Source organism: Nostoc sp. XA010 (genome assembly GCF_020829625.1).
Lineage (GTDB): Bacteria > Cyanobacteriota > Cyanobacteriia > Cyanobacteriales > Nostocaceae > Nostoc.
Window position 1 is genome coordinate 243,889 of record NZ_JAIVFX010000003.1, and the last position, 13,777, is coordinate 257,665.

13 protein-coding genes and 1 pseudogene are annotated in these 13,777 nt (G+C 41.6%); 11 read left to right on the forward strand and 3 right to left on the reverse strand.

Going from position 1 to position 13,777, the window contains the following annotated elements; genetic code table 11:
- Nucleotides 1-74 precede the first annotated feature (74 nt).
- From sufC to LC608_RS06500, 5 genes are all read left to right on the forward strand, one after another.
- A complete protein-coding gene (gene sufC, locus LC608_RS06480; protein WP_094351745.1) occupies nucleotides 75-866 on the forward strand; it encodes a Fe-S cluster assembly ATPase SufC in 792 nt (263 codons plus the stop codon).
- Nucleotides 866-2,236: a Fe-S cluster assembly protein SufD gene (gene sufD, locus LC608_RS06485; RefSeq protein ID WP_229552746.1), complete on the forward strand. Its 1,371-nt coding sequence runs from the start codon at nucleotides 866-868 to the stop codon at nucleotides 2,234-2,236. The genes sufC and sufD overlap by 1 nt, the downstream gene beginning before the upstream one ends.
- Nucleotides 2,237-2,250: 14 nt before the next feature.
- The gene (locus LC608_RS06490) at nucleotides 2,251-3,513 is read left to right on the forward strand and encodes a cysteine desulfurase (RefSeq protein WP_229552747.1); all 1,263 of its coding nucleotides are present in this window, start codon (nucleotides 2,251-2,253) and stop codon (nucleotides 3,511-3,513) included.
- Nucleotides 3,514-3,736: 223 nt separating this feature from the next.
- Nucleotides 3,737-4,369 carry a Uma2 family endonuclease gene (locus LC608_RS06495; RefSeq protein WP_229552748.1) on the forward strand — a complete coding sequence of 211 codons (633 nt, stop codon included), beginning with the start codon at nucleotides 3,737-3,739 and terminating at the stop codon, nucleotides 4,367-4,369.
- 51 nt (nucleotides 4,370-4,420) lie between these two features.
- The gene (locus LC608_RS06500; RefSeq protein WP_229552749.1) at nucleotides 4,421-5,053 is read left to right on the forward strand and encodes a Uma2 family endonuclease; all 633 of its coding nucleotides are present in this window, start codon (nucleotides 4,421-4,423) and stop codon (nucleotides 5,051-5,053) included.
- Here LC608_RS06500 and LC608_RS06505 read toward each other — a convergent pair whose 3' ends face one another.
- Nucleotides 5,054-5,920 carry an HNH endonuclease gene (locus LC608_RS06505; protein ID WP_229552750.1) on the reverse strand — a complete coding sequence of 289 codons (867 nt, stop codon included), beginning with the start codon at nucleotides 5,918-5,920 and terminating at the stop codon, nucleotides 5,054-5,056.
- A gap of 25 nt (nucleotides 5,921-5,945) precedes the next feature.
- Between LC608_RS06505 and LC608_RS06510 the strand changes: the two are divergent.
- Nucleotides 5,946-6,131 (forward strand): annotated as a pseudogene (locus LC608_RS06510) (addiction module protein); the annotation flags it as partial.
- Between the two features lie 35 nt (nucleotides 6,132-6,166).
- Here the strand turns inward: LC608_RS06510 and LC608_RS06515 are convergent.
- A complete protein-coding gene (locus LC608_RS06515; RefSeq protein ID WP_229552928.1) occupies nucleotides 6,167-6,865 on the reverse strand; it encodes a Uma2 family endonuclease in 699 nt (232 codons plus the stop codon).
- Between the two features lie 113 nt (nucleotides 6,866-6,978).
- Here LC608_RS06515 and LC608_RS06520 point away from each other — a divergent pair, with 113 nt between their 5' ends.
- The 5 genes from LC608_RS06520 to LC608_RS06540 all read left to right on the forward strand — a co-directional run bounded on the left by LC608_RS06520 (nucleotide 6,979) and on the right by LC608_RS06540 (nucleotide 13,185).
- Nucleotides 6,979-8,553, forward strand: coding sequence for a CPBP family intramembrane glutamic endopeptidase (locus LC608_RS06520; protein ID WP_229552751.1), 1,575 nt, complete (start codon nucleotides 6,979-6,981; stop codon nucleotides 8,551-8,553).
- 723 nt (nucleotides 8,554-9,276) lie between these two features.
- Nucleotides 9,277-9,552 carry a TM2 domain-containing protein gene (locus LC608_RS06525; RefSeq protein WP_100900662.1) on the forward strand — a complete coding sequence of 92 codons (276 nt, stop codon included), beginning with the start codon at nucleotides 9,277-9,279 and terminating at the stop codon, nucleotides 9,550-9,552.
- Between the two features lie 126 nt (nucleotides 9,553-9,678).
- On the forward strand, nucleotides 9,679-9,888 hold the full coding sequence (locus LC608_RS06530; protein WP_229552752.1) for a hypothetical protein: 210 nt from the start codon (nucleotides 9,679-9,681) through the stop codon (nucleotides 9,886-9,888).
- A gap of 135 nt (nucleotides 9,889-10,023) precedes the next feature.
- Nucleotides 10,024-12,495, forward strand: coding sequence for a cation-translocating P-type ATPase (locus LC608_RS06535; protein ID WP_229552753.1), 2,472 nt, complete (start codon nucleotides 10,024-10,026; stop codon nucleotides 12,493-12,495).
- A gap of 192 nt (nucleotides 12,496-12,687) precedes the next feature.
- Nucleotides 12,688-13,185 carry an FHA domain-containing protein gene (locus tag LC608_RS06540; protein ID WP_229552754.1) on the forward strand — a complete coding sequence of 166 codons (498 nt, stop codon included), beginning with the start codon at nucleotides 12,688-12,690 and terminating at the stop codon, nucleotides 13,183-13,185.
- Between the two features lie 72 nt (nucleotides 13,186-13,257).
- Here LC608_RS06540 and LC608_RS06545 read toward each other — a convergent pair whose 3' ends face one another.
- Nucleotides 13,258-13,605 carry a hypothetical protein gene (locus LC608_RS06545; protein WP_229552755.1) on the reverse strand — a complete coding sequence of 116 codons (348 nt, stop codon included), beginning with the start codon at nucleotides 13,603-13,605 and terminating at the stop codon, nucleotides 13,258-13,260.
- Between the last annotated feature and the right edge of the window lie 172 nt (nucleotides 13,606-13,777).

A 13,777-nucleotide genomic window follows, 5' to 3' on the forward strand; every position in this document is an offset into this window, starting at 1 on the left:
ACAGAACGCGGATGCCTCTGTGTTTATCCTTTGGAAGAATAACGAACCGCAGAGGCGCAGAGAAGGGAGAGAAGATGATTATTGAAAATAGTGAAGTTGTGCTGTCAGTACGGAATCTGACGGCTAATGTTGATGGGACACCGATTTTGAAAGGTGTGAATCTGGAGGTGCGATCAGGTGAAATTCATGCGATTATGGGACCGAATGGTTCTGGTAAGAGTACCTTTTCTAAGGTGTTGGCTGGGCATCCGGCGTATGAGGTAACTGGCGGTGAGGTGATTTTCCAGGGGCAAAATTTGTTGGAGTTGGAACCGGAAGAACGCGCTAGAAGTGGTGTGTTTTTGGCGTTTCAGTATCCGTTAGAAATTCCCGGTGTGAGCAATTTGGATTTCTTGCGGGTGGCGTACAATTCCCGGCGCAAGGCGCAAGGTTTAGAGGAAATAGACGCTTTTGATTTTGATGATTTGATTGAGGAAAAGCTGGATGTGGTGAAGATGAATCCCAGTTTTCTCAGTCGGAGTTTGAATGAAGGATTTTCTGGTGGTGAGAAAAAGCGGAATGAAATTCTGCAAATGGCGTTGCTGGAACCAAAGTTAGGAATTTTGGATGAAACTGATTCGGGTTTGGATATTGACGCGCTCCGAATTGTGGCGAATGGGGTAAATCAACTGGCAACTCCAGAAAATTCTACAATTTTGATTACTCACTACCAACGCTTACTCGATTATATTGTGCCTGATTTTGTGCATGTGATGGCACAGGGGCAGATTATCACGAGTGGTGGTAAAGAACTGGCGCTGGAATTAGAGTCTCGCGGTTATGACTGGGTGCTAGAAGAATTTGCAGCTGCTGAGGTGGGTGTGTAATGAATATTCAAGTATCTCCTAGTGCAATACCTAATTCAAATGCAGTCAGTTTGACATCAATGTTAGATAGAGATGATTATCTGACTGGGTTGTTAAATCAAGTAACGGCAACTAAAACAGAAGGTTGGTTGCAGGAATTAAGCCAAAGTGCTGCTAATTGGGTACGCCACTCGATTATCCCGACTACCCGCGAGGAAGAATGGCGATTTACTGATTTGTCGTCTCTACGAAAGGTGCAATTTAATGTAGAGGCGGGAAATTTTGCGTCTCTAGAATTTAATATTTTGCCAGAAGCGGCTAATAGTCGTTTGGTATTTGTGAATGGCGTTTATGCGCCGGAGTTATCAGCAGTTTCAGATTTACCATCTGGAATTGTGGTGAGTAATTTGGCTGGTTTGTCTGTGGTTGAGCAGCAAGCTGTACAGCAGTATTTAGCTCAAGCTGAGGGAGCGCAAGAAGTTTTTACTGCTCTCAATACGGCTGGGATAACTGATGCAGCTGTGGTGTGGGTGAAGAAGAATGTGGTAGTCGAAACGCCAATTCATTTGGTGTTTATTTCGGTTGCGGGGGAAACTGCGACGATTTCGCAGCCGCGTTGTTTGGTGGTGGCGGAAAGTGGTTCGCAAGTGACGTTGGTTGAAGAGTATACGAACCGCAGAGGCGTAGAGAGCGCAGAGAAAGAAGTTTACTTAACTAACGCGGTTACGGAAGTTTGGGTTGGTGACAATGCCCAAGTGAGTCATACTAGGGTTGAGCGAGAAGGTGCAGAGGCTTTTCATATTGGGAAAACTGCGATCGCACAGGCTCGTGATAGTCGATATACTTGTCATGCCATAACTTTAGGTGCGAAGTTGTCACGGCACAATTTGGAAATTTTGCAAACTGGTGAGCAGACACAAACTACTCTCAATGGTTTGACGATAATTTCTGGTAAGCAGTTGTCTGATACTCACAGTGCGATTGCACTCAACTATCCCCACGGTACAAGTGACCAATTGCATAAATGTATTGTAGGCGATCGCGCTCATGCGGTGTTCAATGGTAAAGTTTTTGTACCCAAACTAGCGCAGTTAACAAATGCATCCCAGTTGAATCGCAATTTGCTGCTATCATCGAAAGCCAGAGTTGATACCAAACCCCAATTGGAAATTACTGCGGATAATGTAAAGTGCGCCCACGGTGCTACCGTTAGCCAATTAGAAGATGATGAAATATTTTATCTGCAAAGTCGGGGAATTGATGAAAACGATGCTCGGAAGTTGTTAATTAACGCCTTCGCTGCTGAAGTTATCAACAAAATAGCGATTCCCTCTCTGCGAGAAATCCTTTTAAACACAGTGAATAATCTCAAGTCCCTGACTAATGAGTAATAACTAATCTACCAATGACTTTTACTCCTACCAAAACCCTTGCTGATAAAGTTCGCGCTGACTTCCCGATATTGCATCAGGAAGTCAATGAGAAACCCTTGGTTTATCTCGATAACGCTGCGACATCGCAAAAGCCTTTGTTTGTACTAAATACCTTGCGGGATTATTACGAGCAATATAATGCTAACGTGCATCGAGGTGCCCATTCCCTGAGTGCTAAAGCTACCGATGCTTATGAAGGTGCTAGAGATAAAATTGCCAAATTCATCAATGCTGCATCGCGTCAGGAAATTGTCTACACTCGCAACGCAAGTGAAGCGATTAACCTAGTCGCTTATAGCTGGGGAATGAATAATTTGCAGCCGGGAGATGAAATTATTCTTTCGGTGATGGAACACCACAGTAATATTGTACCTTGGCAATTGATTGCACAAAAAACGGGTGCAGTACTTAAGTTTGTCGAATTAACACCAGAAGAAAGTTTTGATTTAGAACAGTTTAAAAAGCTGATTTCTGAGAAAACTAAGCTGGTGTCGGTGGTGCATATTTCTAATACTTTGGGTTGCATTAACCCAGTGGAAGAAATTGGTGCGATCGCACACAGCTACGGTGCTAAATTCTTAGTTGATGCTTGCCAGAGTGTTCCCCACTATCCTGTGGATGTGCAGAAGATAGATTGTGATTGGTTGGTAGCTTCCGGTCATAAAATGTGCGCTCCAACTGGGATAGGATTTCTGTATGGCAAGTTGGAATTGTTGGAATCAATGCCACCATTTTTTGGTGGTGGTGAGATGATTGCAGAAGTGTATTTAGACCATTCAACTTATGCAGAATTACCGCATAAATTTGAAGCTGGTACACCTGCAATTGGAGAAGCGATCGCACTTGGTGCTGCAATAGATTATCTTAGCAGTATCGGCATGGATAAAATTCACGCCTACGAAGCAGAATTAACAGCTTATTTGTTCCAACAATTAGAGCAAATTCCCCAAATTAGAATTTACGGCCCCAAACCAAATGCTAAAGGCGAAGGGAGAGCCGCTCTTGCGTCGTTCACCGCCGGAGAAGTTCACGCTAACGACTTATCTACATTATTAGATCAAGAAGGCGTTGCTATCCGTTCTGGACACCACTGTACTCAACCATTACACCGTTACTTAGGACTTCCTGCAACCGCACGAGCAAGTCTATCTTTCTACAACACCCGCGAGGAAATTGATATTTTCATCAAAGCACTGAAAGAAACTCTCGACTTTTTTGCAGGTTTCCTTGCTTAAAGTTACAAAATATTTAGATACTAATTGTGCCAATTATCAGCAATATATCTTGCTAATAGTTGGCACAATTTAATTATCTGGATTATTTATAGATAAACTAAAGTTTTTGAAACTTCCTTTCTTGGTCAAATGGTTGAAATTGACTTGAGCGAATATTATATTAATTACATAGGTAAAATTATCAGGATTTTATCTAACATCCTGACAGAAAAAGTATTGTAATATGCTTGTCAAGTCAACGCCTGCGGAACAAAGAACAGTCTTACACAACGTTAGCTGGGAAACCTTTGAAGCCTTACTCAGAGATACAGGTGAAGATAGAGGTTCTCGGTTTGCTTACGACTGTGGCACTTTAGAAATCATGACTCCACTTTTTGAACACGAAAATCCTAAAATTCACTTTGACCGATTGATATTCGCTTTAGCGGTGGAATTAAAAACTAAAATTAGAAGTGCTGGTTCTACAACATTAAAACGTAAAACAATAACAAAGGGAATAGAACCCGATACTTGCTATTATATTCAAAATGAGCCAGCAATTAGAGGTAAGCAAGAATTAGATTTAAAAACAGACCCAGCACCGGATTTAGCAGTTGAAATTGATATTACTAGCAGTTCTGTTAATAAGCTTAATATTTATGCGGCTTTAGGTGTAGCAGAATTATGGAGATATGACGGTGAAGTTTTAAAATTTTATCAACTAATAGAAAGCGAATATATTGAGATTAAGTTGAGTATAGCTTTTTCTTTAATTTCTGTTAGTGATATAAATAGATTTATCCAGCAAAGTAAAACTATGGATGAAATTGATCTGGTGCAATCCTTCAGCGCTTGGTTGCGTGGAAAGATAGTTTAAAATCATAAATTAATTACGAATTACGAATTACGAATTACGAATTATTTTAATATGCTTGTTAAGTCAACGGTTGCTGAACAAAGAACAGTGCTACATAACATTAGCTGGGAAACCTTTGAAGCCTTGTTGAAAGATACAGGTGAAGATAGAGGTTCTCGGTTTGTTTATGATTGCGGTGTTTTAGAAATTATGACTCCACTTTTTGAACACGAAAACCCCAAAATTCAATTTGACCGTTTTATTCTAGTCTTAGCTGAAGAATTAGGAATTGAAATTAGAAGCGCGGGTTCTACAACATTGAAGCGGAAAATATCTAAGCAGGGAATAGAACCAGATACTTGCTATTATATCCAGAATGAACTAGCTATTAGGGGTAAGCAAACTTTAGATTTAGAAAATGATCCGCCGCCTGACTTAGCAATTGAGATTGACATTACCAGCAGTTCAGTTAATAAATTGGGGATTTATTCAGCGTTGGGTGTAACTGAACTTTGGAGATATGATGGGCAACATTTAAAATTTTATCAGTTGATAGAAGGGCAATATGTCGAGTGTAAGTTTAGTATTGCCTTTTCTATAATATCGGTGACTGAGATCAGCAGATTTATTGAGCAGAGTAAAAGTATGGGGGAAATTGCTTTACTCAAATCCTTTCGCTGTTGGGTCAAGGATAAAATAAGATAGTTATTTATAAATTATGAAATAATCTTTTCCATTAATTTTTACAAGACGTTTATTGTTCTCTTTATCTTGAATTGGTTCTACTTGGGCATAATGTAGCATTCTATGATGATTGGGACATAAAATAACAACATTATTTTCGTCTTGCGAACCTTCGTGAGATAAAAGATTTAAATGATGTGCTTCCGAATAAAAGCCTCCATTGTTTTTCATAAACCTAAACCCACAATTTTCAAATTGGCAGCAATTATTGTATTTATTTTTAATTTTTAATACTATCTGTTGAACCCTTTTTATTCTTTTTATCAAAACTTCTTCTATCTCGTTCTTCAGTTCGGGGTAATCTTCAAGAAAATTATTTTTTATTTTTTGGTATTCTCTTGTATTAATTGCTTCTAATATTTCTTGAGGATGTTTAAATTCATAAATAGCTGGAGGAAGGCGACTTTTTTGTATTTTTTCATTAAGATATTCTAATTCTAAAGGTTCACCTAAAATATTATTACAACTCCATCTGCCTATAACAGTACGTTCTTTTGTGCTATCACTTCGTTCAGTTATATCAGTATTTGCAAAACACCACCACAACTTTTTTTCAAAAATAGTTATCCATAAAGTATTTTCATCAGATACATAAAAATTGCTAATTTGCTTACAACGTTTAACCACTTTATTTTTAGTGAAATATTTCTTTAATTCTTCTTCAACTTCACTCCATTTATTCTTTGACTTACACTCAAGACAAAGTTGATGAGATACTTCTATGTGTCCTAAACGAATAGTATTATCTGTATAAATGCAATCCTTACGCCATTTATTATCTGGCCCAAGATTTATATATAAAATTTTATTGGGAGTAATTTTCATCATCTGCTCTATTAGTCAAAAATTATAAAGTGTATCTGAACGTATACAGCTTGCCGAGGATTTATGGGACAGCATTCTTACCACACCCGATGAAGTTCCTCCCAACTATGAGCAAAAACGAGAATTAGATAGAGGCTTGGAGATGCATCGCCAAAACCCAAACCAAGGTTCAACCTGGCAATCCGTGAAGCAAAGACTAGGTTTATCTAAATAAGCTATCAGTTAATAAAGCGATCGCACCCCACAAAATCAATTCAAAGAATCTGGATCTATCCCCAACCTTCGTAATTCTTGTGCCAGCCTTTGAGTGCGTTGTTCAGCAGTGTTAGCGCGTTGTTCGGCAGCGATCGCTCGTTCTTCTGGTGTTAAATATCTGACTCCTTGTTTGTCATACCAATACAACCAATCCCGCGTAATTCCCTGATAGGTTCCCCGTTCATAACCAATTGCTAAACCTATCTCTGATAACCAAACTAAATTTCCTGGCTGCAATACATATTCACCATTTACAAAGCGATAAACTTCTAAAGGTGGTTTTCTCCGGCGTTGGGGATTGTAAACAACATAATACAAAATCTCCATCTCAGCATAAAGTTTCTTTTTGCTGGTGTATTCCCCATGCCGTCTGTGAGAAACAACTTCTAATGCCATAATCGGCATCACCTTTTCTTCCCACAACACATAACTTAAACGCAAGTTCTCATCAAAAACTCGCTCGACTCCTAAACTTAAAAACCCATAGGGTACAATCGGTGGTAATTCGGGATCGTAATATATCCCCATATCAACGCCAAAAAACCAATCCATCCGGCTTGTCCACAGCCAAGCTAAGATCGCTTCTAACAAGCCCGGAATCAAATGTTGTAGTTGATTATCCAGAGGTTCATCGTCAGAATCGGGCAAATCCTCGGCAAAGGGTAAGCAGTGCAATGGGTTGTAATTTAACATGGTGGGTGCAAGCGCAAACTTATAATATTGATGATATCTATCCACCTCTGACTTTTTCTTGCGATAATTCCCAAGGGGGACGCGCTCTCCAATGGTTAGTAAAAGAGGGATAGATGACACTCAAGCGATTAGTTTTAATTTTTATACTGACGCCGATAGCACTTCTGTTGGCAGTTTCGGCTTTATTCAGTAGTTGGCAAGAACCTCAGTTCCAAAGTCGCCTAGAACTATACCAAACTAATATTGCTCTACAAGCCCAAGCTTGGCAATCAGAAGATAGCAGCGATAACAATCTCAAAGCGGTTCAAGAAGCAATACTTGGTGAGCAACCCCTGGAGGGCGCCACAAAGCAGTATCAAGAGGCGCGTCAATCAGTTGAAGCTAATTTAGACAAAGTTAACAATAAACTTGCACAATTACGCTCTCAACCTGAAATAACTCCCATACCTCCGAAACCTCTACCGGATGTTCCTCCCACTACTAAAACTTCTAAACAAGGACAGCCACAGGTACAGCAGTCCCTCAAGCAATTACAAAAATTACTGGCTGAATTAGACTTGCGCCTGGGAATTTTACAAGCACAGCAAGGACAGACGGATACAGCTCTTAAAACTTGGAGCGAATTACAACAACGCTCAGATATCAATCCAGAATTTGGAGAAACCGCAGCTGTATTAAGTGGACTGTGGAGCAATCCTCCTCGTCTGCTCCAAAATTCTCAAGAACGGATTCAAAAGAATTTAGAAGGTTGGTTTCGCTCTACTGCTTTGGTTCAGCTATACCAACTCCAGCAACGACAAGACGCTTTATCAGCAGTTAAAGCTGCACAACAAGAATCTGCTGCTCAAGCGGTGATCAAATTAGCAGTTATTGGCACTATCCCCACCTTGGCAGCTTTAATTGGTCTAATACTGCTGATTTTCTTAGTTGCTCAACGCTTATTGAAAGGAAAAACCTCGTTACTAGCTCAAAATGCTGATGTCCTTTGGTCAACACCTTGGGATGGTGAAACAATTTTGCAGGTTTTTATCGTCGGCTTTTTCTTCATGGGGCAAATTTTTGTCCCTTTATTATTATCGCTACTCCCGATCCCTCGTCCTGTGGGTGATGTGCGACTTCAGGCTTTTTATGTTTTAGTTAGTTACTTTCTAGTAGCATCGGGTGCGCTGTTAGTGCTGTATTTTTCTCTCAAGCGCTTTTTTCCATTACCAGAATTTTGGTTTCGCTTCCGTTTTCAAGATAACTGGTTTTTGTGGGGACTAGGAGGCTATTGCGCGGCTTTACCTATAGTTGTGGTAGTATCTTTAATCAATCAACAGCTATGGCAAGGACAGGGTGGTAGTAACCCCCTGTTGCAATTAGCGCTGGAGAGCCAAGATGGCGTAGCACTTGGTATATTTTTCTCTACAGCAGCGATCGCAGCTCCATTTTTTGAAGAAATTCTGTTTCGCGGCTTTTTGCTACCCTCTCTGACTCGCTACTTACCCGTGTGGGGAGCGATTCTGATCAGTAGCTTATTGTTTGCGATCGCTCACCTCAGTTTGTCGGAAATTCTTCCCCTCACTGCATTGGGCATTGTCTTAGGGGTCGTTTACACGCGATCGCGCAACCTCCTTGCTCCTATGCTCCTCCACAGCCTCTGGAATAGTGGTACATTATTAAGCCTATTTGTATTAGGTAGTAATTAGCACTAATTCTGTACTGTTGTCAAAAATAGAAATATCTGATTTTATCTGCATAAGTAAGAACAATTTACTAGTTATATCTCGTTATTGGTGCGATAGCGTTTCATGCCTCGTGGAAGCGATGTCTACTAAAGGCTACGCCTATGCAAAAAAAATCCGGAAATAATACTGATGGGGTTGTAAAAAGTGGTGTAGCAGTTTTCGCTCATTCTTGAGGTTCATTCCTCTCAAGATAAATGTCTTACTTAAAAATCTGCAAAATTGCCGCACCAGGGTTTGCGATCGTCAAATCTACCAGAAGTTATTAAGGAGCGCCAGATTTTCCGGCATAGCCGGAAGACACTTTAGCGTACCCTCTGGAATAGAAGTACGCTGATTTTGGCTATTTATCTTGGGGCTTATTTGTACTTAAAAAATTAAAAATATATGTATTGAGCAAGTAAATATATAGGACTCATATTTGATTTTTGAACAAAACTCAGTACACCTTTATTCCTTCTTCCCAGTCCCCAGTCCCCAGTCCCCAATCCCCAGTCCCCAGTCCCCAGTCCCCAGTCCCCAGTCCCTTACCTCTACGAGTGATTCAGAAATCAAAGACGCTCGATAGCGCAGCGTTAGCGACGCAGGAGCGTCTGACTCGCTACCGCTTCGCTATCGGATTGCTATATTTGCTTTGATTACAATAAAGACTTTATTTTTATACCTCATTTATCAAGGAGCAGCACTATGTCAAATCTCAACCCCAGTCACCCTACCAAACAACTTCTAGCTGGTTACTGTGCCATTATCCTTGGAGGATTTGGGGTTCATAAATTTATTTTAGGATACGCTCCAGAAGGCTTTATCATGTTGGTGATTTCTGTAGTCGGAGGTTCTTTTACCTACGGAATTGCCTTGTTAATTATGCTACTTGTAGGTTTAATTGAAGGCATGATTTACTTGAATAAGCCCCCTGAAGAATTTGTAAATACCTACTTTGTGAATAAGCAGGGCTGGTTCTAGTGTAAGAAGCCAGTTCATGCTGGAGGCACATTATATTTCTTTTTATTCATAAACAGTTTTTGATACATACCTCGCCCCTTGCGATGCCCTGAGCAAGGGAAGTGGTTTCTCTTGGACTAATAACTAATGACTAATGACTTTGCGAAGCAGTTTGATATGCTCATTTTCAAACCTAAACAGCTTAACTGGGCAATATTCTTCTTGTTGGGCATAGGGTATTTCAGCGTTATGTCTCATTTGGAAATCAACTATTTCTTAAAAAGCCTGATTGCGATCATGCCAATGCAAGTAGTAGCTATTATTTATGTGACTTATTTACGCTGGAGCCGTCATTGACCCTCAGCGAGATACGATAAATTAAGAAATTTAATAGGGTTGACATACAGTCGTAGTTCCATATTTCGCCTACGCTCAAATTAGAGACGCTTTTAGTCAGGCGTTGAATTTCTGTAGCGAATCTAAACACTTGCCATGCAACTTGTCCCAAAAACTAAGCTAGCCCCAGAATTTGACCCAATCCTAGAGAAAATTATTCTCGATGTTGGAGGTATGAAGTGTGCGGGGTGTGTGAATGCAGTAGAGCGACAGCTAACCCAACATCCAGGAGTCAAGAGCGCCTGTGTGAACCTGGCCACAGAGGTAGCAGTTGTAGAGTCAGAAACTGGTGCGGTAGATGCAGATGCACTAGCACAGAGATTAACAGCCGTTGGATTCCCGACTCAACCCCGAAAACCTAATGGCACAGTCGCAGGCGAAATATCTACCTTACCAGATCCAGCAGAACGACAACGCCGAGAAATGCGCTCTTCTGTTAGGCAGTTAGCGATCGCTGCAATCTTACTATTATTGTCGGGAAGTGGACATTTTGGTAATCTTGGTAGCTCAGTATTACCAGTGCTAAATAACATCTGGTTTCACTGTGGACTGGCGACAGTAGCGCTATTAATTCCCGGTCGCCCGATTATAGTAGATGGCTGGCTAGGTTGGCGGCGAAATGCGCCTAACATGAATACGCTGGTGGGATTAGGAACGCTGACAGCCTACATTGCTAGTTTAGTCGCGCTACTCTTTCCGAAAATGGGTTGGGAGTGCTTCTTTGACGAACCAGTAATGATGCTGGGCTTTATTCTTTTGGGAAGGACATTAGAGCAACAAGCTAGAGGTCGTGCGGCTGCTGCATTTAGGAAATTACTAGCACTCCAGCCACAGGTAGCGCGATTAATTGCCAACCCAGAGAAAGGAGGAATGGGATCTTCTAGTGTAGAGATTCCTGCTGAACAAGTGCGTGTTGGTGAATGGGTACAAGTGCTGCCAGGTGATAAAATCCCTGTCGATGGAGAAGTGGTGGTTGGTAAAACAACGGTGGATGAATCCATGTTGACTGGGGAAGCCGTGCCAGTGATTAAGCAACCAGGCGACCCGGTAACAGGAGGGACGCTAAACCAGTCAGGAGCGATCGCTATTCAGACAACCCGTACTGGAAGTGATACAACTTTAGCTCGAATTGTCGCCCTAGTAGAAGCCGCCCAAACTCGGAAAGCCCCAGTACAGAAATTAGCAGATACAGTAGCTGGTTACTTTACATACGGAGTGCTGACAGCATCTGTATTAACATTTGTCTTTTGGTACTTTTTCGGTACTCACATCTGGGCTGATGTCAGCATGTCTGGTGGCATGGAAATGATGGGCCACGCTACACATGAAGCTCCCCACTCCCCTTTATTAATTAGTTTAAAACTAGCGATCGCAGTTATGGTAGTCGCCTGCCCCTGTGCTTTAGGACTTGCCACACCAACAGCCATTCTTGTTGGGACTGCTATGGGCGCAGAACGCGGACTGTTAATCAAAGGCGGCGACGTTCTAGAAAAAGTACACCAGTTAAACACCGTAGTCTTTGATAAAACCGGTACTTTAACCACGGGTAATCCCATCGTTACAGATTGTCTGTTAATTGAGGAAATGGGAAGTAAGGAACCCCACCCCCCACTCCCTACTCCCTACTCCCTAATCCAACTAGCAGCAGCCGTAGAAAGCGGTACTCACCACCCCCTAGCCAAAGCGATTCAGCAAGAAGCACAGCAGCAACAGTTATCTATTCCAGAGGCTGTGGACTTTCACACAGAACCAGGACTAGGAGTGTCTGCTGTAGTAGAGGGCAAAATTGTACTATTGGGTAACTGGGACTGGTTGAGTTGGCACGGCATTGCCATCAACGAAACTGCACAACAGGTAGCACAGGATTTGGCAACAGATGGTAAAACGGTCGTTTGCGTAGCTGTTGGGGGAACTTTAGCCGGGTTAATTGCTGTTTCTGATACCCTTAGACCAGATGCCCAATCCACCGTAGACAAGTTACGTCAGATGGGCTTACGGGTAATGCTGCTCAGTGGCGATCGCAAAGAAGCAGCTAATGCCATAGCCAAACAACTAGGTTTAGATAGTGCTGATGTAATAGCAGGTGTTCCCCCAGCGAAAAAAGCGGCTGCAATACAGTCTCTCCAGTTAGAAGGCACAAGCAGACAAGGAGACAAGGCGACAAAGAAAACTCCTAACTCCTCACTCCTAACTTCCCACTCAGTAGTCGCAATGGTAGGAGATGGAATCAACGATGCTCCAGCTTTATCCCAAGCAGATGTAGGAATTGCTCTGCACTCCGGGACAGATGTGGCAATGGAAACTGCTGAAATTGTCCTAATGCGCGATCGCTTAAACGATGTCGTCGAATCTATTCAGCTTAGTCGCGCCACTTTCAACAAAATCCGCCAAAATTTATTCTGGGCTTTTGCATATAATACAGTTGGGATTCCTTTAGCAGCAGGTGTTTTGTTCCCTAGTCTGGGTTTTGTTCTTAACCCCTCTGGTGCTGCTGCATTAATGGCTTTTAGCTCTGTTAGCGTCGTTACAAACTCAATATTATTACGGCGATTAACTCATCACCCGTAGAAGTTGCATCTCAACCATCTCAAGTTAAACTGAGTCGCCCCGTCAGCTTTTACACAGCCCATAAAGCCTCTTGAAACACTTACCAAAGCTATCATAGCTAGTGGAGTAGAACGAATATGTTCTACTCTTTCAAGGTATTATGCAACTTTAAAGCTTACTTAGATCAGCACCACAGACTTATGGTGCGCGAAAATGGCAAGATACGATACTAAACAAATATTGATTAATCACAGTTCCACCAATTTGTCAATGGCAGCACAAACCAATGAAAACCATCTACTGATTATTGAAGACGATCAAGGTCGCAAAGAATTTTCTCTGGAGCACCCCGTCTACTCTATCGGTAGAGATCGTGAGTGTAATATCCGTTTGATGTCGCAGTTTGTCTCCCGCCGCCATGCCACATTAGTGAGATTGCCACGAGATCATAATAGTCAGAGCTACTATTACCGGATTGTAGATGGCGATGCCAAAGGCAAGCCTAGTTCCAACGGTTTAATGATTAATGGACGTAAGATACCAGCTCACGATCTCAGAAATGAAGATGAGATCGTTTTTGGACCTCAAGTACGTGCTATTTATTACCTTTTAAGAAACACTCAGCGTTTGGGACAAACGGATTCAAGTGAGTACGATATTACACTAATAAACCCCGGTATGGCCGAGGATTTAGAGGATCTGGAAGAGTGAATTATAACTACCAATAACAGCTTGATAATCCCACGACTTGAAGACGTGGGAGTGTCAATTCAATCACCAAAGCTATCCTGCAAGACTTTCAATCAAATGCCAATGGTGGCTACTTTCAATTGACTGCTTGATGACTTCAAACATTTGTCGGCAGTAATTATCTAGTTGGAGTGGTAGTTCTTCATTTTTAATCACAATGCTCATTCGGGTTTCTGTTTCAGTACATTTTGATTTATCAATCAATACTTCTACTGTGATCAATTTAGGAAAAGGAACATGGCCGGGGACCTCACGAGCGATAATATAATCGCCAGTGTAGTATTGAATATCCAACTGACAGTCCTGTAGAAGTTCTACAAGTAACGGCAACAGATGGTCACTAGGAACAGAAACGGTAAATGAACAGGTATAGCGAGCCATAATAGCCCCAAGCCTTGCAACACTCTGTCCATCCTATAATACCGAAGCATCTAAACGAAAAGTGATTCAAAAAGCAAACTTTTTGAGTTTTGAGATCAGGCATTACCGGATATACAGTCACATCTGTTATATCCCCAACGAAAGTGCCGGAAGTTGAAGTTTGATAAAAAAC